The organism is Pseudochrobactrum asaccharolyticum (assembly GCF_003314995.1).
Lineage (GTDB): Bacteria > Pseudomonadota > Alphaproteobacteria > Rhizobiales > Rhizobiaceae > Pseudochrobactrum > Pseudochrobactrum asaccharolyticum.
The window spans coordinates 159,543-183,097 of record NZ_QNRH01000005.1; the positions used below are offsets into that span (position 1 = coordinate 159,543).

The window sequence follows — 23,555 nt, forward strand, 5'->3', positions numbered from 1 at the left end:
AGATATATCTTTCAAAGCGCCGTTAAAATGATGACAATCCGTCGGTCTCAGCAGTGACTTTATAGCCCTTGGGCGTGATCGTCAGTGACTGTTCAAGCTGCGCATTAATCTCTGCTGCGCTCAGCGGCGTGCCTAACAAGAAGCCCTGAACCAGATCAGCACCACCGGTGCCACGGATCAGCTTCAGCTGCTCTTCAGTTTCCACGCCCTCAATCGTCACGCCGAAACCCAGCTCATGGGAAAGCTGCGTAACCCCGCGAAGCAACATGAAAGCACGGCGATCAGTCACGATATCGCGCACGAAAGAACGGTCAACTTTGACCTTAGTCAGTGGCAATGTGTTCAGATAGCTCAGGCTGGAATAACCGGTGCCGAAATCATCAAGCGCAATATTAATGCCAGAGTTTTTCAGCTTTTGCAGCATTTCACAGGTTTTCAAACGATCACTGATAATCGCGCTTTCCGTCACTTCTACTTCCAGCAAATAGGATGGCAATTGTGCTTTCTGCAAAGCATCTACCACCATGTCGACAATGCCGTTATTTTTCAGATCAATCGCTGAAAGATTGACTGAAACACCGATCTTATGTCCCCAGCTTGCACAATCCTCACAAGCGCGGCGCAACATGAATTGCGTCAGCTCGGTGATAATGCCCATTTCTTCAGCCAGCGGAATATAATCAGCAGGGCCGATTGGTCCCAGTTGCGGATGATGCCAGCGTGACAGTGCTTCCACCGCGACGATACGCAAAGAGTTAAGGCTGACAATCGGCTGATAAACAACCGTCAGACTGCCCGCATTCACCGCTTCGCGCAGATCATTTTTCAGCTTTTGCCGTGAGCGGTATTTAGTATCCATCGCTTCAACAAAAGCGACCCAGCGGTCATGTTCACTGCTTTTGGCTTCATAGAGAGCGAGATCCGCATTCACATGCAAACCGCGCAGATCCAGATTTTTTGTAACGTCAACCGCCACACCGGCGCTGATATCGAGATAAATCTGCTGTGAAGCAAATTCATAAACGCCGCACAGGAAGGAAATAACCTCATCCATCACGGTGTTGATATGCGCGCGGTTCTTTATCCCCTGAATGAACAGCACGAACTCGTCACCGCCAAAACGCGATGCCACAAAGCGCTGCGGATCAAGGCCTGCCATGCGTTCGGCAAACTGTCGCAACAATTCATCGCCGGCATGATGACCGTAAGTATCATTCACATGCTTGAAATGATTGAGATCGATGACAGCTAAGGCCACCAGATCATCCGGCTTATTACCGGTTGTCAGCGAGCGAACCAGCGTTTCAAAATAGAAGCGGTTCGGCAGTCCTGTCAGGCCATCATAGCGTGCCATATGCTGAATTTGTGCCTCGGCCTCAATGCGACCGGTCACATCGTCAAAAATCAGCACTGCCCCTTCTTCGCGACGCTGATTGCACATCACTTCGATGTAACGCTCATCGCCAAACTGAAAAACATCGCGCTGACGGCGTCCCTCAAGCAGGTCATCAATGCGCATACGCACATTATCCAGCTCTTCACGCGGAAACAGGCCATGTTTGCTGCAATAACGCAGCACAACCTCAAAAGACCGGTTAAGCAGGCTGATATTCTGCGAAATATTAAGCATATCCCGCACCTGCTTATTGACCACGGCTATCGCAGCGCGGCCATCCAGCATCACCAGTCCTTGCGGCATATTATTCAATGCACTGTCAAAACGGCTGACAACAGTACTCAGACGGCGCTCATTCATCACCGCTGCAAAGAGTGACTGGCGCAGGCCGTTGGCCATCTGAATATTGCTGAGAAAATACGGCACCAATAATGCGCCGATAATAATATGAAAAATACTATTGGTTAAAACAAAGCCCGCGAGAACGGGCAAAAGAGCACAGACTGACATCATGACCACCGCATTACGTGAAGCGTAATTGCGGCCGACAATCGAAACGACCGATGCCAGAAGCACAGCCAGACTGGCAAGTTCGGCGAAAGAATCACTGATGATGTAAGTGCTGTAAAAACACAGAAGCCCCAGCAACAGACAAATCGCGCAGGCACCGATCAGATAGTGCAGCTCCCAGCGGTTGATTTTATCATGCGATAATTTGCTGAAATCTTCCCTGTCGAAAAGATACATATCCAGCATACGGATGCTGGTGAACAGGGCAAACAAGCCCGCAAAGCCTAGGAAAACAGTGTCGTTGGTTTTTAAATAAATCACCGCGCAGGTCAGCAGATGCGCCGCCAACCCGAACCATAAAGTTTCACGATTGCCGTATAACGCTCTGACAAATGACAGGCGAACATCCACCGGAATATTGGTTTTAAATAACCACGTCATTTGTTACTGCTCCCCCTTGCGGGGAAGTATGCCCAAAATACTTTAAAAATTAGTATCAATTTTTTCTACTTTTAAGTGTTTTCACATTAAAATCAACGCCATAGGTTGTTAATGCTGTGACAGGCTTAGTATGAATTATAACTATAAAAATATATTTAAAAATTCTGCTATACGCAGCACCATGGCACTACAATGCAAATCAGCACGGCAGCAGTCGTTTTTTAGCCGGATTTCTCAGCTTTGCAAGCTGTGATTATCCTTAAACACGCGCTTCTGACACGCATATCAGACCCGATGCAATTATGCTTTCAAATCATTCCGGCCATTAGAAAATCAGTTTCCAATCTACCCGCTTTGCAGTAGAAAATGCAAAGCCTGAAAGCTGATGATCCGGCCTGCTTGCAATACCGGCCATAGTTTCAATCCGGCTCTTTCAATTGTCACCCTGTTCTGTGCCAATGATTGCCCTGCTGCCACGCGCAACCACGACAAGGCCTGTTTTATCATGCAGAAATCCCGCCCTTTGATTGCTGTCACCTCCGATATTCGTGATATTGACGGCAATAACTGGCATGCCACGCCATCCGAATATATTACGGCGCTTGCAGAAGTTGCCGAAGTTACGCCGCTGCTCGTTCCCAACCTGCGCGAGAAAATTGATCATGACGCACTTTTTGCTGCCGTCCATGGACTGCTGATCACCGGCTCTCGCTCCAATGTGCATCCGGAATATTACGGACAGGAAGCCACCGAGCAACATGGCCCGTTTGATCCGGATCGCGATGCAACCACTCTGCCGCTGATCCGTGCAGCAATAGAACGCGGTATTCCGGTTCTCGGCATCTGCCGCGGTCTGCAGGAAATGAATGTAGCGCTTGGCGGTTCACTGGCCAATGACATTCAGGAGCTGGACGGTAAAAATGACCATCGCGCACCGGTTTCCACCATCCGCGATGAACGCTATGCCATTTGCCATCCGGTTGAAGTCACTGAAAATTCCTGCCTCGCAGCCATTCTGGAAAGCAGCAGCATTAACACCAATTCGGTGCACCGTCAGGCGATTGATCGCCTGTCTGATAAGCTCTCTGCTGAGGCCGTTGCAGAAGACGGAACGGTTGAAGCTGTCACCGTGAAAACCGCTCAGGATTTTGCGCTGGCTGTGCAGTGGCATCCGGAATACTGGGTGCGAAGTGATGCTCCTTCGGCAAAAATCTTCCACGCTTTCGGTGATGCCGTCCGCAAACATGCCGGTATCACAAAATAAACAATGCAATCAACCTGATTTAAAAAAAGCCGCAGCTTCGTAGAACTGCGGCTTTTTTTATTATTCATTCATCAATTTGTTCAATTCGGCTTGCTGGTGGATTGGCGAATATGCAGTTCAGGTTTGATCAGCGGCTGATCACTGTGCATTTCAACACCGTTCAGCTGATCCAGCAGCGCGCGGGCAGCCTGACGTCCGACTTCGCGCTGGCCGTTCCACACTGTTGTCAGCGCCGGAGTGGCAATTGCCGCTTCTTCCAGATCATCATAACCGGTCACGGAGATATCTTCACCCGGCACCAGACCGGCACGGGCAATACCATTCATCAGGCCGATAGCGACCAGATCATTCCAGCACACTGCTGCAGTCGGCTTATCTTTCAGAGACAGGAATTGCGGCGCAACCTCAAAACCGCCCTGCTTGGTGCGCGGTCCCGGAATACGCCATTCCGGCTTCACAGTCAGACCGGCTTTTTCCATGGCGTTAACATAACCCTGATAGCGATCGCGACCGGTTGAGGTCTGATCTGTACCGCCGATCATTGCGATGCGGGTATGTCCTAGAGAAATCAGATGGTTGGTTGCGAGACTGATGCCATAGGCATCATCGCCACGAAACACCGGCACATCTGCGCCTTCAACATTACGGGCAATGAGAACAACCGGAAGACCGTTATTTTCTGCCAGCTCAATATCTTCGGCTGGTGTACCGATAGCCGGTGACATAATCACGCCATCCGCGCCAAGCTGCAAAAGCGTATCAACAAATGTACGCTGTTTCTCCAGCTGATCATAATGGTTGCTGAGAATGAATGTCTGGCGGGAACGGTCAAGTTCGGTTTCGATTGAGCGCAGAATTTCGGCAAAAAACGGGTTCATAATATCATGAACGACAACGCCGATAATTCCGGAACGGGATGTGCGAAGAGAGGCTGCGCGGCGGTTATAAATATAGCCGATCGTGCGGGCATATTCCTTAATACGGTCACGGGTCTGATCCGCCACCAAAGGACTGTCACGCAATGCCAGAGAAACCGTGGCCGTTGATACGCCAAGCGCATCAGCAATCGTTGAAAGTTTGATTTTCTGGGCCAAAAGCCAACCGCCCCTTATTGAACAAACATATCCGCTGTCACGATGTCCACCAACAGATCATTCTGCTATCTGCAGTGTTCATCCCATCTCTGCTTATCAAGCTCTAGATTATCCTTAAACAAATAGCGAGCCGGTTTTTTGCATCTTGTCTGGCAAATTATGCATTAAAGCCATTTCAGGTGAAAATACGAAGCGGTTTTACGAAGATAAAACACCCATTACTGCACAATTTGCACGCATTATTGATACTGAACAAACTTAATCAATGTCACTGTCATTATCGCTATGATTGTCAGCGGTATCATCCGCTGCCGGTTCATCAGACGTTGCTGTACGCAGCGGGCGACCGACCGAAGCTGCATTCAGATTATTTTCCATCCGCGCCAGTAATTTAAGCAGTACCTTGCGCTCTTTCTTTTCAAAGCCGCGCAGGCAATCTTTTTCAGTTTTGCGCACGAGTTTTTCAATTATGCGGATAACATCGTGCCCCTGCTCGGTCAGAAACACATGGGTCTGGCGTTGATCGCTGGCCGATGCCTGCTTGGTGACAAATCCCTGCGCCTGCAACCGGCTGATCGTTTTAGTTACTGTCGGCGGGCGCACGCCCAAACGCTGCGCCAGAACACCGGGCGGCAAACCATCTTCTTCAGCGAGCTTCAGTAAAACAGCATCCTGTCCGGCATAAAGCCCGTGTTCCAGCAGCCGTGTAGCCAGAACCGTCCGCATCATACGCGCACTATGTTGTAACGGCTGAAGAATACCGGCTTTCCCTGTCTTACTCATAGTTATCCCATCTGCGCATATTATCTCTGATATATAACTTAATGGAATGCACTAGCACTGACAAGCAACAGTCTTACGACAAAACAGAACAGGAGAATCCAGTCAAATATGCCTTAAAGGCGTATTTAGAATAGCCGACACTCTTCTCAGCCGTTATGCTGCTCCCCTAGCTGCACAATCAGAGGAGAAATATTTTGCCGGAGATCGCCCAGCATACAAATTCCGCCCTTTCTGAAACCACGACGCAACCCGCAAGCCTTTTATCGGGAGAGACAGTGCAGGAAACCGTACCGGAAAATCTCATCGCGGTACTGCCTCTGGGCGCGCATGAGCAGCATGGCCCTCATCTGCCGTTTGAAACAGATACGATAATTGCCGACGGCATTGCCGCGCGCCTAGCCGGTGCTCTTCCGGAACATATTACAGCCCGTTTCCTGACCACCGAACCGGTTGGCTATTCCATTGAGCATATGGATGTAGAAGGCAGCCGTACGCTGGCTTTTTCCGAAGCTGTGAACCGCTGGGTCGGCATTGGTGAAAATCTTTGTGCCGCCAATATCCGCAAACTGGTTATTCTCAATGCCCATGGCGGCAACTCCCCGCTTGCCACCATTGTCGCTACAGAATTGCGCGCACGTTTAGGCATGCTGGCTGTTGCAACCCACTGGACGCGGTTCGGCATTCCGGAAGAGCTGATCAGCCCCGAACAGAAACATCTGGATATTCACGCAGGCTATATTGAAACCTCAGTGATGCTGGCTTTAGCGCCGGAGCTTGTGCATATGGACAAGGCACAGAATTTCACCAATGTGCAGGGGCAGCTTATTGAAGATTATCAATATCTGCGTGCCTATGGCCCCCATGCTTTCGGCTGGATGATGAGTGATCTGAACAAACAGGGTGCCGCCGGCAATGCACTTCGCGCCAATGCGCAAGACGGTGAAAAGATCATCGCTCATGCTGTCAAAGGCCTTACTGGCTTAATGGAAGATGTGCATCGTTTCGACATCTCAGCCTTTGGCGAGGCTCCGGCACTTTGAAAAGTGCGAACAATCGCACTGAGGTGATTGCTCTATATAACCCGAGCAGTTTCAGGAAAAGTGGGAACCGGTTTTCCGTCCGAAACTGCGGCTAAAGAAATTAACAGAGCGTTTTTAACTGCCCGTTTCGAATTGAAACGCTCTGTACACTGTTCTATAGAATTACGGTTTCGCAGTTCTTATATGCACAAAGATTTCAACACAGACCGGCTTGGATTGAACATTTCCCCCGATCCGGTAAAAATTCTGACGATGAAGAGGCACTCACCCCATGAGCGATAGCCCAGCAGCAGATCAGGTTGCGTCCGCCGCAACCGAGTTCCCTAAAATTCCGGTAACAGTCCTGACCGGTTATCTCGGCTCCGGTAAAACCACCCTGCTCAACCGTATCCTCAGCGAGAACCACGGCAAACGTTATGCTGTGATTGTCAATGAATTCGGTGAAATCGGCATTGATAATGATCTCATTGTCGAATCCGACGAAGAAATCTACGAAATGAACAATGGCTGCATTTGCTGCACCGTACGCGGCGACCTGATCCGCGTGGTTGAAGGCCTGATGCGTCGTCCGGGTCGTTTTGATGCGATTATCGTTGAGACCACCGGTCTTGCTGATCCGGTGCCGGTTGCCCAGACATTCTTTATGGATGATGATGTACGCGCAAAGACCCAGCTTGATGCTGTGGTTGCCCTCGTCGATGCCAAGCATCTGCCGCTGCGCCTGAAAGACAGTCAGGAAGCTGAAGACCAGATCGCTTTTGCCGATGTAGTTCTGCTCAATAAAACCGATCTGGTGAATGCGCAGGAACTGGCAAATGTGGAAGCCACCATCCGCGCAATTAATCCGCATGCCATTATTCACCGTACCCAACGTGCAGAAATTGATCTGACCAAAGTGCTTGATCGCGGTGCGTTTGATCTGAAGCGTGCGCTCGATAATGATCCGCATTTCCTCGGCCATGATCATCCGGATCATGTTTGCGGCCCTGACTGCGATCATGATCACGGGCACGGGCACGACCACGGACACCATCATCACGGGCATGACCATCATGGTCATCATCACCACCATGATCACGATCATACCTGTGGCCCTGACTGTAACCATGATCACGATCATGGCCATGCTTCGGCCATTCACGATGTCACGGTTATGTCTGTCTCTTTGCGTACCGGTGAACTGGATGCCGCAAAATTCTTCCCGTGGATTCAGAATGTAACGCAGGTACAGGGCCCTGATATTCTCCGCCTTAAAGGCATTATTGCCTTTGCCGAAGACGATGACCGCTACGTCGTACAAGGTGTACATATGATCATCGAAGGTGATCACCAGCGCCCGTGGAAACCGGATGAAAAACGCGAAAGCCGTCTGGTGTTTATCGGTCGTAACCTGAATGAGCAGGCACTGCGTTCCGGCTTCGAGAAATGTAAATAACCATGCCGACGATTGCCCCTATTGATCTGGGAAGCCATTGCCTGAAAGCGGGCTTCCTCAATGATAATGCCTATTATGCACTGGCCGATGGTACACTCCATTGGCTGGACGAAGCCCATAAGACCGTCACCATGCATGATGGTTTGCTGTGCATCACACCAACGGCAGACAATAAAGCGCTGATCACCGGCGGTGAAGACGGCCGTATTTGTCAGACTGACGACAAGGGTAGTGTTCAGGAGCTGGCAGTTCTGCCACGCAAATGGATTACTGCTGTTGCCAGCGGCCCGCATGGCGCGGTGGCCTACGCATCCGGCCGTACTGCATGGGTGCGTGAAGCCAATGGCAAAACGGCAGAATTTGCCCATGAGCGCAGTGTTGAAGGTGTGGCTTTCGCCCCCAAAGGCCTGCGCCTTGCCATTGCCCGCTATAATGGTGCGACATTGCATTGGGCAGGCACCACCGGCAAACCGGTTGATCTGGAATGGAAAGGTGCCCATACCGGCGTCATTTTTTCACCGGATGGCCGTTTTCTGATCACCACAATGCAGGAAAATGCCCTGCATGGCTGGCGCCTGGAAGACAACCGCAATATGCGCATGACCGGCTATCCGGCCAAGGTCAAAGACTGGTCATGGAGCCCCAAAGGCAAATGGCTGGCGACCTCCGGCGCACCGGCGGCAATCGTCTGGCCGTTTGCAGGCAAAGATGGTCCGATGGGCAAAGCGCCGCTGGAGCTTGGCCTGCGCGGCGATACAATGGTTACAGCCGTCGCCTGCCATCCGGTCGAAGATATTGTAGCGGTCGGCTATCAGGACGGTATGGTGCTGTTGTGCCGCTTTGCCGATCAGAAAGAAGTGCTGCTGCGCCGTCCGGGCAAAGGTGCCATCAGCTCGATGGGCTGGGATAAAAGCGGCGAGCGCCTTGCTTATGGTTCAGAGAGCGGTGATTGCGGTCTCATCAATATCAAATGGTAATAAAAAAGGCGGTTTTGAAACCGCCTTTTTCTTTTAATTTATTTTGATTGATCCAATGCCTGCCCACTAAGCGTAGCAGGTTCCTGTGCATCAGGCAGCGGTTTGGATTTATCAGCCTTATCTTTGACCTTCGGCGTCACAGCCTGTGATATTGCAGGCGTACCATCAGGCCCCTGCCCCGAGAACCATGCGGTCACCAGTGACACATCACGCTCGCCGATCATATGTCCTGCCTTAACAACACGGGCATCAACCTTGGCACCGCTGCTACGCAGCAAATCCGACAAGGCCGGAGCAAAAGGCGCATACATTTTATCGTCAGCACCGGTCACCACCAGCACTTTAGCCTTGCTCAGATTAGCAACCGGCGTGTGATCCAACACCGGCATTGAACGCATCAATACGGCTTTCTTGACCAGATCCGGATGCAACATCATCGCCGCCGCCAGCAAATTCGCGCCATTGGAATAGCCGACAAAAGTCGTGCGGCTCAGATCAATCTGGTCGTCCTCAGACAGTTTCGTCAGAAACTGCACGAAAGCATCAGCCTCATGACGCACATCTTTCTGGTCGAATTTCACCGGTGTGATACGCGCATACCAGCGTGTGCGGCCTTCCTGCAGAACCCGTCCGCGAATGCCGAGCAATGTGGCACGCGGCCAAACCTTCTGTGCAAAAGGCACAAGGCTCCCCTCATCACCACCCGAACCATGCAGCAGCACAATCGTGTCGCCGCTGCCATTTTCCGGCTTGGTAAAGTGATAAACAAATTTTTGACTGCGGGAAATAACTTCTTTCGCCGCTTTGTCCGCATCTTTCGCTGCCTCATCAGCAGCTTTTTTCGGGTCATGCATGATCACCCCCGCGCCTGCAGCAGGCGTCATAATATCGGATTTCTTGATAAAAGCCGCATTGCCTGACGCATTGTCAGATTGCGGTCGCTCAACCTGCGCAACAGCAATCTGCGGCAAAGCCGAAGCCAATGTAGCCGCCAAAATGACAGAAGCGGAGAAATTAAAGAGTTTGTTTACCATAAGATAAATTTTGCCGGACAAATATTAAAATAATCTAACAAGTCGGTAAATTCATGCCGCAATACGACGAAAGACTTGTGCAACGGCTATGACAGTCACCTGCACGCAACCGGAACCACCCATTAATGCGCAATCGCGGCGAAAACATGCCATACATAATTATTTTAGTTTAATGGCAGATAATAAATAATTATGTACAATAAACCGATCGTCCCAACGAAAACGGAACCGCATGACATACAAACCAGCTCTGATTTTTCTGACATTTCTGGCGCAAGCTTTTTTTAGTCTGGTTCTCATCATTATCACGATCTGGGGAAGTCTTGCACTTTATTACCAGCTCTCGGAATCTCGACTGATCACCTATGCAGTGATCGCTTTATGGGTAGTGATTGCTCTGGTTGCCTTCAGCACAATCTGGTTCTCTGACCTGCAACATTATCGCAAACCCGCATTCATCGGCTTCGTCATTGTCTTCGCAGCCTTGCTGATATGGTGGCAGACGATCAAACCATCTCTGAACCGGGACTGGGCGCCGGAGGTTTCGCAAACCGTCACCGCTGAATATAATGACGACATGGTACGCCTCGATCACATCCGTGATTTTGACTGGCGCACAGAGCAGGATTACACGATCAACTGGAAAAGCGCTGACTATGATCTGAGCAAAATTCAGAGCGTCGATCTGTTTCTCTCTTACTGGTCAAGTCCGGCCATTGCCCACACTCTGGTCAGTTTCGGTTTTGAAGACGGGCGTCATGTCGTTTTCTCCGCTGAAATCCGCAAGAAACGAGGTCAGGCTTTCTCGGAAATCGGCGGTTTCTTCAAAGATTTTGAACTGGCGATGATCGCAGCAGAGGAAAGTGATATTGTCTATTTGCGCACCAATGTGCGTGGTGAGAGGGTTTATCGCTATCACGTTGATATTGCGCCGGAACAGGCACGCCAGCTTTTCAGACTATATACCGATACCGGCAACCGCCTGAGCAAAGAGGCAGGCTTCTATAATACGCTGACAGCCAATTGCACCACGGTCGTGTTTGATATGGCGCGTATTCTTGATCCGTCCATCGCCCTTGATTACCGCGTTTTGCTGTCGGGCTATCTGCCGGAATATATGTTTGAAAAACAACTGATTGTGACAGCGGAGGATAATACGCAATCGATGCGCCTCAACGCCGATATCAGTGAACAGGCAAAGGGCAGCCGGGAAGGCTATTCACAACGTATCCGCACAATGGCCATGCCTCTGCCTCAGGCGGCAGAATAAAAAAACCGGTGCCGCAGACATAAACCCGCGGCACCGGAAACAAATTAGTCGAGAGCAGCAGTAACGATGAACTCTACTTTGTAGCCGGATGTTGCCAGATGGGCAGAACCGGTTGCACGTGCCGGTGTGTTTGCTGGATCAACCCATGCTTCCCACACAGCGTTCATTTCTGCGAAATCTTTCATGTCATCGAGCCAGATGATGGTCTGAAGGATCTTGGATTTGTCTGTACCGGCAACGGCCAGCAGACGATCAACTTCTGCCAGAGCAGTTTTGCACTGTTCGGTTACGCTGGCATTTTCTGTACCAACCTGACCGGCCAGATAAACAGTGTTGCCATGCACAACTGCACCGCTCATGCGCTTGCCGGATTCGAAACGTTTAATGGACATAGTCTTTTCCTCTCATTTAAATTGGATGCGTGCTTTATAAGCGGCAAACAGCACAAAGACTATTTGCAACGGTCAAGAAAACGAAAAAACAGCACATATTTTTTCAGATTTTCAGAAACATCTGCAGAACAGCCGAATATTGTGCTGCATTCTTGACTCAAAACCCGCCTGCATTTATAAGCCGCCCCACGTTCAGGCATCATATGCAGGTCTTTAACAGACCGCGCCAGAACCAGCTCCTGTTAAAAAACAGACTTAAGAAGGGCCGCACACCGCGGTATTAAACAAATGAAGCGCACATATCAGCCATCTAAACTCGTCCGCAAGCGTCGTCACGGTTTCCGTACACGTATGGCAACACCAGGCGGTCGTAAAGTTATTGCAGCCCGCCGCGCACGCGGTCGTGGCAAGCTTTCTGCATAATGTTGCTCCGCGTGAAGCGGTGACACAACAAGCAAAAAAGCAGACCAAATCACTCCGCCTTCGCAAGAGAGCGGAGTTTTTGGCCGTTCGCACCGGAGAAAAACGTCGCGGTAAATATTTCCTGATGGAAGTCAAAACCCGCGATGAAGCGACCAGCAAACAGGCAAAAACCGGTGATACCCCGCGTATCGGTTTCACGGTTACAAAGAAGAACGGCAATGCCGTCATTCGCAACCGGATCCGCCGCCGCCTGAAAGCTGCCGCTGCCCTCAGCGAGGCCGTAATGGCTCCGCAAACCGATTATGTCATAGTTGCACGCAGGGAAGCACTAAATGCCCCCTTCAGTGCGCTGACCAGAGAACTCAACAGGCGGTTTAAATAGCTGCCTGTCAAAATAGGCCTGAATTATGATGTCTGAGCGTTCGCTTTTCTGAACAGCTCGTATTATAAGGCAGGCACTTAACTCTGACAGGTATGGGGCATAATCTGCACAACGCTCTGTCAGCCAGCATATTACAGGAAAAGGCAGCGCAGCCCCGCTGATGCCGCTCTACTTGTAATGAACTGACAGGAACCAGGACCCGTCAATGGAAAAAAATCGTAATTTCTTTCTCACCATTGGCCTGTCCATTCTGATTCTCACGCTCTGGCAGGTATTTTATCTGGGCCCGAAGACTGAGGCTCAGAAAGAACAGGCACGGATTGAAGCGCAGAATACTCAGAATGCGCAGACGCCGGCTGCAAGTGGTGATGCATCCGCCAATATTCCTCAGGGCACAGCGCCTCAGGCCGGTATTCCGGGTCAGGCCGCAGAAGCTCCGGCTGCTCAGCCTCTGACCCGCGAAGTTGCTCTGACCCAGAGCAAGCGTATCAGCATTGATACACCGCGCGTCAGCGGCTCCATCAACACAGTTGGTGCCCGTCTTGATGATCTTTTCCTGAAAGATTATCGCGAAACCGTTGATCCGACATCTCCTGAAATTGAACTACTGGCACCATCAGGCGTCAAAAAGGGCTATTTCGCTGAGCTCGGCTTCTCCGGCAATGATGCGATCGGTACTGTTCCGGGTCCTGCGACCGAGTGGAATATTGAAGGCAATGACAAGCTCACCCCTTCAACACCGGTAACACTGACCTATGCCAATGAAAAAGGCATCCAGTTCAAACGCGTGATCTCCGTTGACGAGAACTATATGTTCGCCGTTGAAGACACGATCACCAACCCGACAGATGCTGCTGTTTCTCTGAGCTCTTACGGTCGTGTAACCCGTTTTGAAAAGCCTGAACATGCCAGCGGCACTTATGTGCTGCACGAAGGTCTGATCGGCGTTGTCGGCGATCAGGGCTTGCAGGAAATCTCCTATTCCAAGATCGAAGACGAGAAAAACAAGCCGCTTGCCAAAGCAACCGGCGGCTGGGTCGGTATTACTGACAAGTATTGGGCTGCGACACTGATTCCGCCGCAGAACGAAAGCTACGAAGCACGTTTCTCTTACTTCACCGACGGCACACCGCGCTATCAGGCTGATTTCCTCAGCGCGCCGGTAACAATTGCTGCCGGTCAGAACACCGTCATTAAAAACCACGTTTTTGCCGGTGCCAAAGAAGTTGCCAAGATCAAAGAATATGAAGAAAAACTGGGCATCAAACAGTTCGAACTGCTGATCGACTGGGGCTGGTTCTACTTCATCACCAAGCCGATGTTCTACCTCATCGACTGGATCTATAAATTCTCCGGCAATTTCGGTGTCGCCATTCTTTTGGTAACCGTTCTGCTGAAGGGTCTGTTCTTCCCGCTGGCTAATAAATCATACAAGTCCATGGCGCGTATGAAGATGATGCAGCCTGCTATGCTGGAAATCCGTGAAAAATATGCGGATGACAAAGTTAAGCAGCAGCAGGAAATGATGCAGCTTTATAAACGTGAGAAGATCAATCCGCTGGCTGGTTGCTGGCCGGTACTGGTGCAGATTCCGGTATTCTTCGCGCTCTATAAGGTTCTCTATGTCACCATCGAAATGCGTCATGCGCCGTTCTTTGGCTGGATTCATGACCTTGCAGCACCGGATCCGACATCGCTGTTCAACCTGTTCGGCTTGCTGCCATGGGATGTTCCGTCGATCCTGATGGTTGGTGTATGGCCGCTGATCATGGGTATCACCATGTTCCTGCAGATGCGCATGAACCCGACCCCTCCGGATCCGACACAGGCTGCGATCTTCACATGGATGCCGATTATCTTCACATTCATGCTGGCTGCATTCCCTGCAGGTCTGGTTATCTACTGGGCATGGAACAACACATTGTCCATTCTCCAGCAGGGCATGATCATGAAGCGTCAGGGTGCCAAGATTGAACTTTTTGACAATCTGAAAGGCATGTTCAAAAAGAAAGAACCTGCGGCACCGGCCAAAGATGACAAGCCGACCAAGAAATAAATAAGAAGAAAAGCCCCCTCCTCGGGGGCTTTTTTGTATCTGGTGCGCATTGATGGTTGACAAAAGCCACTGAAAGCTCAATGCCATAAAGAACAGTGTTATCCCGTTATGACACCCAAGATAAGTTACAGGAAGAATTGAGTGACCGAAGCAGAACTGGCCGTCGCAAAAGAAGCAGAGAAATATGCAGCACTTGTTGCCGAGGGTAAGGCTCTCTTCAACAAGCGATGGATCTTTATCCGCGGCGTACCATCCATGAAGTTCCTGCCGCCGGAAGGCCCTGTGGAAATTGCTTTTGCCGGTCGCTCCAATGTCGGTAAATCCTCGCTGATCAATGCGATTGTCGGCCAAAATGGCCTGGCACGCACGTCCAATACGCCGGGTCGTACGCAGGAACTCAACTATTTTGTGCCGGATGGCTATTCCGGTGAGAATGGTGACCTGCCGCCATTGGCACTCGTGGATATGCCGGGCTACGGCTTTGCCGAAGCACCGAAATCCATGGTTGATGCATGGACACGTCTGGTCTTTGATTATCTGCGCGGTCGTACTACGCTTAAGCGTGTTTATGTGCTGATTGATTCCCGCCATGGCATCAAAAAGAATGATGCCGACGTGCTTGATCTTCTGGACAAAGCCGCAGTTTCCTATCAGATCATTCTCACAAAGATCGACAAGATCAAGGAAGCAGGCGTGCCGCGCCTGATGGAAGAAACGCAGAAAGCGATTGCACGCCGTCCGGCTGCCTTCCCGCAGATTCTCGCCACCTCCTCTGAGAAAGCAACCGGCTTTGATGCCGTGCGCGCGGCGATTGCTCTGCTGACCAAAGAATAGAACCACGCAAGGTGGTTTCTTTATCACTCACATAACCCTTCATGCCGTGGAGTGCTCCATGACCGCGACAAGCCCTGAAATTCAAGCACAACTTCTCTCAGCCGCGCTGCCTTTCATGCAGCGCTATGAGAATAAAACTGTCGTGGTCAAATATGGCGGTCATGCCATGGGCGATGCGGCACTCGGCAAAGCCTTTGCCCGCGATATCGCCCTGCTCAAGCAGTCCGGCATCAACCCGATTGTTGTGCATGGCGGCGGCCCGCAGATTGCGGCAATGCTGGGCAAACTTGGCATCGAGTCCCGTTTTGAAGGCGGTCTGCGTGTGACAGACGCCAAAACGGTTGAAGTGGTTGAGATGGTTCTCGCCGGTTCAATCAACAAAGAAATTGTGGCGATGATCAATGCCGAAGGCGAATGGGCAATTGGCCTATGCGGCAAAGACGGCAATATGGTTTTTGCTGAAAAAGCCCATAAGACCTATCGCGATCCGGATTCCAATATTGAGCGCGTGCTTGATCTGGGCTTTGTCGGTGAGCCGGTTGAAGTTGACCGTACCCTGCTCGATCTTCTGGCACGTTCGGCTGTTATTCCGGTGATTGCACCGGTTGCACCGGGTCGTGACGGCAATACCTATAATATCAATGCCGATACTTTTGCCGGTGCAATTGCCGGTGCGCTGACTGCAACCCGTTTGCTGTTCCTCACCGATGTGCCGGGCGTTCTGGATAAGGACAAAAATCTGATCAAGGAGTTGTCCGTTGCTGATGCACTGGCATTGATTGCAGACGGCACCATTTCCGGCGGTATGATCCCGAAAGTGGAAACCTGCATTGAAGCCATTAACCGTGGTGTGGAAGGCGTGGTTATCCTCAATGGTAAAACCCCCCATGCGGTTCTGCTGGAGCTATTCACGGAGCACGGTGCCGGCACGTTAATCGTGCCGTAACTAACAATGCACGTTGATCGTGCCATGAACGAAAGAGCACACTTATTGTGCCGTAAAATACAAAGCACACTAGTTGCGTCTTAATCAAAAAATCCCGCAATTTGCGGGATTTTTTATAAGTATTTCCAGCAAAAATGGAAACCGGTTTTGCGATGGATAATGCGAGATATAAATGTTTACTGCCATAACAACAAAAACAGAATGCCGGTGACGATCAATACACAACCGGCCACTTCCATACGGTTGATACGCTCTTTAAAAATGAACACTGCCGAGATGAACGTAAAAATCAGCTCAATCTGTCCGAGCGCACGCACATAAGCCACCTGCTGCATAGCCATCGCTGTAAACCAGCCCATTGATCCCAGCACGCTGGACAAACCAACGAGCGATGATGAACGCCATGATTTCAGCACCAGCACAATCTCGCTTTTGTCCTTAATCAGCATCCATACCAGCATAAAAACTGTCTGGAATGTCGTCACACAAGCAAGCGTCACAGCCGCCTGCATAATCGGGTTCGGCCCATCCAATGACAAAGCAGCGGAGCGATAGGCAACCGCCGAGATACCGAACACACCGCCCGAAGCAATACCGATCAGCGCCGTGCGGCTCACCAGCGCTTTAAACAAATTACCCCAGCTCAGCGGCATGCGCGCGACTGAAATCAACATCACACCCAGCACACCGACAATAATCGCCAGTACCGCACCGGTTGTCAGGCGCTCGCCCAGCAGGATCAGACCAAAGATAGCCGCCTGTACCGGCTCGGTTTTGGAATAGGCTGTCCCCACGGCAAAGTTGCGCAGCGTGAACAAATAAACCAGCATGATGGTGGCAAAAATCTGCGCAAGACCGCCGACAACACTCCAAAACAGGAACGCGCCATTGACCTGCGGTAATGCAAAGCCCGCAAAGAAATGCAGCCCCAGCACATACAGAATAGCAACCGGAAAACCATAACCAAAACGCACAAAGCTGGCACCTCTGGTGCCGAGTTTACCTTGCAGCTTCTTTTGCAGCGTCGTGCGCACATTCTGCATAAAAGCAGCGCCAATCGTAATCGGTATCCAGAGTTCCATGATAATGCTGAGCTTTTCTGTGTTGCGTAAATATATCAGGCTCTGTTTGCCCTGCTCTGCCAGTAAATACAAGCCACCGGCTTCAGTGCTTAAAGGTCACGCTAAATAAAGGCTGATCTTTCGCAAACTTCATGGCATAACACCTGCATGACCAATTTACCTGAACCACACCACTTCGCCCATGTCACAGACTGGGTGTTTGATATGGACAATACGCTCTATCCGCATGATACCAATCTGTTTTCACAGGTGGATGTGCGGATGACATCCTATGTTTCGGAACTGCTGCAGCTGCCCCGTGATGAGGCGCGTAAGGTTCAGAAGCAATTTTATCAGGACTATGGCACCACCCTGAAAGGGCTGATGGAATGCCACAATATTGATCCTGACGACTTCCTCGCCAAGGTGCATGATATTGACTACACGTGGCTCAAGCCGGACCCGCTGTTAGGCGAGGCCATTGCCCGCCTGCCCGGCCGCAAATTCATCTATACCAACGGCGATCGCAAACATGCGGAAAATGCTGCGGCACAGCTTGGTATTCTCGACCGTTTCGATGATATTTTCGATATTGTTGCCGCACAACTGGTGCCAAAACCGGAACGCGCGCCCTATGAGCTTTTCTACAAACAATGCGGCATCAATCCGCAAAAAGCAGCGATGTTTGAAGATCTGGCACGCAATCTGGTTGTGCCTAAAACCACCGGTATGCGCACGGTGCTGATTGTGCCGAATAATTTTGAACCGGATTTCAGCGAAATCTGGGAAAGCGATCCGGCCTTTACCGATCATGTGGATTTTGTCACCGACAATCTCACTGAATTCCTGACAGCCCTGCACCCTTAGATCGGCTCCAGTTAATACTGAATTGTTCAAGCCGATCTAATTGATTGTTTTTACGCATTATCCTACGTAAAACCGCTTCGCACTTTTACTGGAAATGCTTTACATGTCTCAATCCGTGAACGGAAAACGCCGTTTTACCTCACTGGAGGCGATGATTGATGCAGCCGCACACCGGCTGCTCGATCAGCTGCCTCGTCACGGCCTGTCCGGCGCACTGGTGGAGTTTCTGGTTTTCGGGCTGAAACAGGCATGGGCATGTCTGTTCGGCGGCGTCATGCTCGGACTGATCATCCTCAGCAAATTTCTCTGGGCAGATGGTTCTGCCCTGCCGCACCTCGTCACACGTTATGATTTTCTGTTTCTGTCAGCCGTTACAATTCAGCTGCTGATGTTGCTGTGCCGCTTGGAAACTTTACGTGAAGCCAAAGTCATTCTGATTTTCCATATTGTCGGAACAGCAATGGAAATCTTCAAAACCCATATGGGGTCGTGGATTTATCCGGAGGAAAATCTGTTTCGTATCGGCGGCGTGCCGCTGTTTTCCGGCTTTATGTATGCCGCAGTCGGTTCCTATATGGCGCGGATCAACCGGATTTTTGACATCAGACTGGCGAACTATCCGCCATTACCACTGACTTTTGCGCTCGCCACCGGCATTTATATCAATTTCTTCAGCCATCATTATTTACCGGATATGCGCTGGCTGCTCTTCGCAATCACCGCACTGATGTTCTGGCGTACTAGCATGCATTACCGTGTGTTCCGTTTTCGCCATCGTATGCCACTGCTGCTAGCGTTCTTCCTGACCTCGCTGTTTATCTGGATTGCCGAAAACATCGGCACATGGTCACGCGTCTGGCTCTATCCGGGGCAGCATGACCAATGGGTGCCGGTCTCGCTGTCAAAGCTCGGGGCATGGTATCTGCTGATGATTATCTCCGTGGTGCTGGTGACTATTATACATCCACCGAAAAAGCCGGACGATCAGCCATAAAAAACGCCGGTGCAGAGACTACACCGGCGTTTTTCTGAATTCATACCGAGCACAAATTACAGATTGTAATGGTCTTTCACTACCGCCCACGCTTCATCAGCCGTATCCACGTAATGGAACAGCTCCAGATCTTCCGGTGAGATCGTTCCCTGCTCGGAGAGATACGGAATATTGATCGCTTTCGTCCAAAACTCTTTGCCGAACAGCACCAGCGGCACACGTTCCATACGACCGGTCTGCATCAGGGTCAGCGTTTCAAACAGCTCATCCATGGTACCAAAACCACCCGGGAAAACTGCAAAAGCCTTGGCACGGAACAGGAAGTGCATCTTGCGCAATGCGAAATAGTGGAAGTTGAAGCACAGTTCCGGTGTGACATAGGCATTCGGCGCCTGCTCATGCGGTAGCACAATGTTCAGACCAATAGACGGCGCACCGATATCGGCCGCACCACGGTTGCCCGCTTCCATCACACCTGGGCCGCCACCGGTGACGACAACGAATTCGCGGTAATAGGTAGAGGCTGAATATTCCGAGCAGCGGCGGGCAAATTCACGCGCTTCCTCATAATAAACAGAATTGGCTTCGAGGTTCTTTTTCTGAACTTCGTTTTTCGCAGCCCATGCCTCGCCACCTGGTTCCGGAATACGCGCACCGCCAAACAGCACCACGGTTGATTTAATGCCACGCTCTTCCATAACCATTTCTGGCTTCAGCAATTCAAGCTGCAGGCGGATCGGACGCAATTCACGCTTGGTCATAAATTCCGTATCACTGAATGCCAGTTTGTAGGCAGGTGCACGGGTCTGCGGTGTATCCGGCACCGCCGCCACACGTTTAACAGTTTCACCGGAATTGCTGAAAGGTGTCCAGCCGTCTTTCTCAAGCGGATTCATGCAATCTTATCCTATCGTCGCTGAACCATAAGCAAAGATACCAAGCCGCCGGTTCGTTCTTTTGTTTATTTGAGGCATATAGTGCAAAAGCGGCATTGCCAAGATTGACCCTGCATTGAGCATAGCCTAATCATTTGCCGAAAATATTTCGTAATTTACATATTTCGTCGTTATTTTCGTCTGAACGCCGAAATAAAACTGATTTAACCGCGTTTCAACGCCTCAGGAGCAGTAATATGTCCCAGCCTGATCTGTCAGCTCTCGAAAAAATTATCACAAAAGCTTTTGATGAGCGCGACACAGTATCGGTATCAACCACCGGAGAAATCCGTGATGCCGTCGCACAGTCCCTCTTGCTGCTTGATCAGGGTAAAGTACGTGTTGCCGAAAAACAGCCTGACGGCAACTGGACGGTCAATCAGTGGCTGAAAAAAGCCGTGCTGCTTTCATTCCGTCTTAACCCGATGGAAATCATCAAAGGCGGTCCGGGTGAATCTGTCTGGTGGGACAAAGTCGCTTCCAAATTTGACGGCTGGTCTGCCGATGAATTTACACAAGCTGGTTTCCGCGCTGTGCCAAACTGCGTCGTGCGTCACTCCGCTTATATTGCACCAAACGCCATTCTGATGCCGTCTTTTGTCAATCTCGGCGCTTATGTCGGTGAAGGCACTATGGTTGATACATGGGCAACCGTCGGCTCCTGCGCACAGATCGGTAAGAACGTGCATCTGTCCGGCGGCGTTGGCATCGGCGGCGTGCTTGAGCCGTTGCAGGCCGAGCCAACCATCATCGAAGATAATTGCTTTATCGGCGCCCGCTCAGAAGTTGTCGAAGGCTGCATTATCCGCGAAGGTTCCGTACTGGGTATGGGTGTCTATATCGGCAAATCCACCAAGATCGTGGATCGTGCAACCGGTGAAGTCTTCTATGGCGAAGTGCCGCCTTACTCGGTTGTTGTTGCCGGTACCATGCCGGGCAAAAATGTACCGGGAGAAAACTGGGGCCCGAGCCTTTATTGCGCGGTGATCGTCAAGCGTGTTGATGAAAAGACCCGCTCGAAAACTTCGATTAATGATCTTCTGCGCGACTAGAGCATGTTGCATTTAACCGTACCCACTGCGCTCGCTCTAGATTCTTTTAATTATCGCATGTTCGCGAACGCTAAATGAATACATTTAGCCGCGACATGCTTTAAGATTATTGATTACTACAAACAGAAAAAGCGACAGGCCAAAACCTGTCGCTTTTTTATTTTCAGACACAGTCGTTCTTAGCGACGTGTGCTTGAAGGCGAATGATCGCCGAAGCCATGAGCCGAACCATCTGTATAAGTATTCGGCTGGGTGTTTTTCAGTGTGAAATTAGCAGCAACCGGAGTTGTGTCATTGCCATAAAGATTATCCGGAATACCAACATTTGGATTTTCCGCCATAGCAACACCGGCAGTCATAGCAAGAGCGGCAACAGTCAAAGCAAGTTTTTTCATTTCAATTTTCCTTTTAATCGCCGGTCATTCTGATCAGGACACTTGGGAGGTCTGTCTTGGTACGTTTCAGAATGATCGGCTGTTCATCTTCAAAAAATATTCAGTAAAATGACCGGCGTTATCAGCCGTTGTAGCTTGATGGTGAGTTGTCACCAAAACCGTGAGCCGAACCGTCTGTATAGGTATTCGGTGCAGTGCTCTTCACAACGGAATTTGTAACCACCGGTGTCTGATCACTGCCATAGAGGTCAGCTGGAATGCCTACATTCGGATTATCTGCAAGAGCCACACCGGCAGTCATAGCAAGAGCAGCAACAGTCAAAGCAATCTTTTTCATTTTCATATTCCTTGTTCAACTTATGTGAACGTGCTTGGGAGGAGCGCCGTTCCGATGACCATGAGATATGTCTGATTGTTTATGATTTCAACTCACATAAATTTTACGAAAATTACAAATTTAGAACACATTTCCACAAATGTTTAAATCTTTAATTTAAATTGATAAACAATTACAGTAATTTAACTGAAAATATTTTACAATTCCCTGAAAAATCGTCATTTATCGTTCGTAATTAGCAAACGATCTGTATCCTTTATAGTTCACAAATTGAAGACAATGACGCTTTTCTCACAGAAATATTACCAATCGGAAGATGCTGTTATCGACACCCAAAACACATTATCGTGAGAAGTTGAGGGGCTGAACGGAAATTCCGGATGCGCGGCTCTGCGGCATCTGCTAAGCCTTGACTATGATGACCACATTTGACCCCGCAGAAAATCTCGCTGCTCTGATCCGCTGCCCGTCTGTAACACCGGCAGAAGGCGGAGCCCTTACCGCTCTTCAATCAATGCTGGAGCCGCTCGGCTTCCATATTGACCGCCCTGTCTTCACCGCAGAGGGAACACCGGATGTAGAGAATCTCTACGCCCGCCTTAACGGTACAGGCCCGCATCTGATGTTTGCCGGCCATACTGATGTGGTGCCGACCGGTGACCTGTCGCTCTGGAAGCATCCGCCCTTTGGCGCAGTGATCGACAATGGCGAGCTCTATGGTCGTGGCGCAGTGGACATGAAAGGCGGCATTGCCTGCTTTGTTGCGGCAACGGCGCGTTACTTAAAAAAACACCCTGATCGCAAACCTAATATCTCATTTCTGATTACCGGCGATGAAGAAGGCCCTGCCATTAACGGCACAGTCAAAGTACTGGAATGGGCAGATGCCAAGGGTGAAAAATGGGACGCTTCGCTGGTCGGCGAGCCAACCAATCCTGATCGTCTGGGTGAAGCCATCAAAATCGGCCGCCGCGGCTCGGTCACCGGCACTGTTATTGTTCATGGCACTCAGGGGCATGTCGCCTATCCGCACAATGCCGATAATCCGGTGCGCGGTATTATGGCACTGCTCAACAACCTGCTGATCCCGGCTTATGACCAAGGCACTGAGAATTTTCAGGCCACCAATCTGGAAATCACCTCGATTGATGTTGGCAATCCGGCCACCAATGTTATTCCGGCCAAGGCAACCGCTTCATTCAACATACGCTTTAATGACACATGGGCTGCAGACACCCTGCAACAGGAAGTGTCACGCCGCTTGCAGGCAGCAGCAACGGACAGCCCGTTCAGACAGGGCAAATCTGAACCGGTCAATTACGAGCTGATCTGGAGTGAAGATCCGAGCCATGTTTTCCTGACCCGCAATGACAAGCTGATTAACGCCCTTAACGGCGCTATTAAAGCAATTACCGGCAAACAGGCTTCGCTTTCAACATCCGGCGGCACATCCGATGCCCGCTTCATCAAAGATTATTGTCCGGTTGTGGAATTCGGCCTTGTCGGCCAGACCATGCATATGGCCAATGAGCGGACATCATTGCGGGATCTTGAAAATCTCACCGCTATTTATGAAAAATTCCTTGAGGATTTTTTCGCCTGATTCATAAGGTCTTCAGGTGCCGGTAACAATACAG

The 23,555-nt window shown here is 50.5% G+C and carries 22 protein-coding genes and 1 pseudogene; 14 read left to right on the top strand and 9 right to left on the bottom strand.

Annotation, left to right across the window (positions count from 1 at the left end):
• Window positions 1-22: 22 nt before the first annotated feature.
• Window positions 23-2,347, bottom strand: a complete 2,325-nt coding sequence (locus DFR47_RS14495) for a putative bifunctional diguanylate cyclase/phosphodiesterase (RefSeq protein ID WP_113945127.1) — start codon at window positions 2,345-2,347, stop codon at window positions 23-25.
• Window positions 2,348-2,852: 505 nt separating this feature from the next.
• Between DFR47_RS14495 and DFR47_RS14500 the strand changes: the two genes are divergently transcribed.
• On the top strand, window positions 2,853-3,611 hold the full coding sequence (locus DFR47_RS14500) for a gamma-glutamyl-gamma-aminobutyrate hydrolase family protein (protein WP_113945220.1): 759 nt from the start codon (window positions 2,853-2,855) through the stop codon (window positions 3,609-3,611).
• Between the two features lie 80 nt (window positions 3,612-3,691).
• Here the strand turns inward: DFR47_RS14500 and DFR47_RS14505 are convergent, their stop codons facing one another.
• Entirely contained in the window at window positions 3,692-4,705 is a 1,014-nt protein-coding gene (locus tag DFR47_RS14505; protein ID WP_113945128.1) for a LacI family DNA-binding transcriptional regulator, read from the bottom strand.
• Window positions 4,706-4,963: 258 nt separating this feature from the next.
• A complete protein-coding gene (locus DFR47_RS14510) occupies window positions 4,964-5,488 on the bottom strand; it encodes a MarR family winged helix-turn-helix transcriptional regulator (protein WP_113945129.1) in 525 nt (174 codons plus the stop codon).
• 275 nt (window positions 5,489-5,763) lie between these two features.
• Here DFR47_RS14510 and DFR47_RS14515 point away from each other — a divergent pair, with 275 nt between their 5' ends.
• The 3 genes from DFR47_RS14515 (at window position 5,764) to DFR47_RS14525 (ending at window position 8,940) form a co-directional block, all read left to right on the top strand.
• Window positions 5,764-6,528, top strand: coding sequence for a creatininase family protein (locus DFR47_RS14515; protein WP_113945221.1), 765 nt, complete (start codon window positions 5,764-5,766; stop codon window positions 6,526-6,528).
• A 271-nt stretch (window positions 6,529-6,799) separates the two neighbouring features.
• Window positions 6,800-7,963 (top strand): CobW family GTP-binding protein, encoded by a 1,164-nt coding sequence (locus DFR47_RS14520; RefSeq protein WP_113945130.1) that lies wholly within the window; start codon window positions 6,800-6,802, stop codon window positions 7,961-7,963.
• Window positions 7,964-7,965: 2 nt separating this feature from the next.
• Entirely contained in the window at window positions 7,966-8,940 is a 975-nt protein-coding gene (locus DFR47_RS14525; protein ID WP_113945131.1) for a WD40 repeat domain-containing protein, read from the top strand.
• A 146-nt stretch (window positions 8,941-9,086) separates the two neighbouring features.
• Here DFR47_RS14525 and DFR47_RS14530 read toward each other — a convergent pair.
• Window positions 9,087-9,974, bottom strand: a pseudogene (locus DFR47_RS14530) (alpha/beta hydrolase); the annotation flags it as partial.
• 232 nt (window positions 9,975-10,206) lie between these two features.
• Between DFR47_RS14530 and DFR47_RS14535 the strand changes: the two are divergent.
• A complete protein-coding gene (locus DFR47_RS14535) occupies window positions 10,207-11,244 on the top strand; it encodes a lipoprotein N-acyltransferase Lnb domain-containing protein (protein WP_113945132.1) in 1,038 nt (345 codons plus the stop codon).
• A 44-nt stretch (window positions 11,245-11,288) separates the two neighbouring features.
• On the opposite strand, the gene DFR47_RS14540 is transcribed toward DFR47_RS14535, so the two are convergent.
• Window positions 11,289-11,636, bottom strand: coding sequence for a RidA family protein (locus DFR47_RS14540; RefSeq protein WP_113945133.1), 348 nt, complete (start codon window positions 11,634-11,636; stop codon window positions 11,289-11,291).
• 288 nt (window positions 11,637-11,924) lie between these two features.
• On the opposite strand from DFR47_RS14540, the gene rpmH reads away from it, so the two are divergent.
• The 5 genes from rpmH to argB all read left to right on the top strand — a co-directional run bounded on the left by rpmH (window position 11,925) and on the right by argB (window position 16,277).
• A complete protein-coding gene (rpmH, locus tag DFR47_RS14545; RefSeq protein WP_113945134.1) occupies window positions 11,925-12,059 on the top strand; it encodes a 50S ribosomal protein L34 in 135 nt (44 codons plus the stop codon).
• Window positions 12,060-12,078: 19 nt separating this feature from the next.
• Entirely contained in the window at window positions 12,079-12,441 is a 363-nt protein-coding gene (rnpA, locus tag DFR47_RS14550) for a ribonuclease P protein component (RefSeq protein ID WP_113945222.1), read from the top strand.
• A gap of 205 nt (window positions 12,442-12,646) precedes the next feature.
• Window positions 12,647-14,497, top strand: coding sequence for a membrane protein insertase YidC (gene yidC, locus DFR47_RS14555; RefSeq protein ID WP_113945135.1), 1,851 nt, complete (start codon window positions 12,647-12,649; stop codon window positions 14,495-14,497).
• A gap of 141 nt (window positions 14,498-14,638) precedes the next feature.
• The gene (gene yihA, locus DFR47_RS14560; protein WP_374788397.1) at window positions 14,639-15,331 is read left to right on the top strand and encodes a ribosome biogenesis GTP-binding protein YihA/YsxC; all 693 of its coding nucleotides are present in this window, start codon (window positions 14,639-14,641) and stop codon (window positions 15,329-15,331) included.
• Between the two features lie 58 nt (window positions 15,332-15,389).
• A complete protein-coding gene (gene argB / locus DFR47_RS14565; protein ID WP_113945136.1) occupies window positions 15,390-16,277 on the top strand; it encodes an acetylglutamate kinase in 888 nt (295 codons plus the stop codon).
• 176 nt (window positions 16,278-16,453) lie between these two features.
• Here argB and DFR47_RS14570 read toward each other — a convergent pair whose 3' ends face one another.
• Window positions 16,454-17,359 (bottom strand): DMT family transporter, encoded by a 906-nt coding sequence (locus DFR47_RS14570; protein WP_113945224.1) that lies wholly within the window; start codon window positions 17,357-17,359, stop codon window positions 16,454-16,456.
• A 147-nt stretch (window positions 17,360-17,506) separates the two neighbouring features.
• Between DFR47_RS14570 and DFR47_RS14575 the strand changes: the two genes are divergently transcribed.
• Both DFR47_RS14575 and DFR47_RS14580 read left to right on the top strand, forming a co-directional pair.
• Window positions 17,507-18,205: a pyrimidine 5'-nucleotidase gene (locus tag DFR47_RS14575; protein ID WP_113945137.1), complete on the top strand. Its 699-nt coding sequence runs from the start codon at window positions 17,507-17,509 to the stop codon at window positions 18,203-18,205.
• A 103-nt stretch (window positions 18,206-18,308) separates the two neighbouring features.
• Entirely contained in the window at window positions 18,309-19,199 is an 891-nt protein-coding gene (locus DFR47_RS14580; protein ID WP_113945138.1) for a DUF817 domain-containing protein, read from the top strand.
• Between the two features lie 56 nt (window positions 19,200-19,255).
• Here DFR47_RS14580 and DFR47_RS14585 read toward each other — a convergent pair whose 3' ends face one another.
• Window positions 19,256-20,095, bottom strand: coding sequence for an LOG family protein (locus DFR47_RS14585; RefSeq protein ID WP_113945139.1), 840 nt, complete (start codon window positions 20,093-20,095; stop codon window positions 19,256-19,258).
• A gap of 236 nt (window positions 20,096-20,331) precedes the next feature.
• On the opposite strand from DFR47_RS14585, the gene dapD reads away from it, so the two are divergent.
• Window positions 20,332-21,186 carry a 2,3,4,5-tetrahydropyridine-2,6-dicarboxylate N-succinyltransferase gene (gene dapD / locus DFR47_RS14590; RefSeq protein WP_113945140.1) on the top strand — a complete coding sequence of 285 codons (855 nt, stop codon included), beginning with the start codon at window positions 20,332-20,334 and terminating at the stop codon, window positions 21,184-21,186.
• A gap of 179 nt (window positions 21,187-21,365) precedes the next feature.
• Here the strand turns inward: dapD and DFR47_RS14595 are convergent, their stop codons facing one another.
• Together DFR47_RS14595 and DFR47_RS14600 are read right to left on the bottom strand one after the other, a co-directional pair.
• Entirely contained in the window at window positions 21,366-21,581 is a 216-nt protein-coding gene (locus DFR47_RS14595; RefSeq protein ID WP_113945141.1) for a hypothetical protein, read from the bottom strand.
• Window positions 21,582-21,702: 121 nt separating this feature from the next.
• Window positions 21,703-21,918, bottom strand: a complete 216-nt coding sequence (locus tag DFR47_RS14600) for a hypothetical protein (protein ID WP_113945142.1) — start codon at window positions 21,916-21,918, stop codon at window positions 21,703-21,705.
• A 415-nt stretch (window positions 21,919-22,333) separates the two neighbouring features.
• Between DFR47_RS14600 and dapE the strand changes: the two genes are divergently transcribed.
• Entirely contained in the window at window positions 22,334-23,521 is a 1,188-nt protein-coding gene (dapE, locus tag DFR47_RS14605; RefSeq protein ID WP_113945143.1) for a succinyl-diaminopimelate desuccinylase, read from the top strand.
• Window positions 23,522-23,555 lie beyond the last annotated feature (34 nt).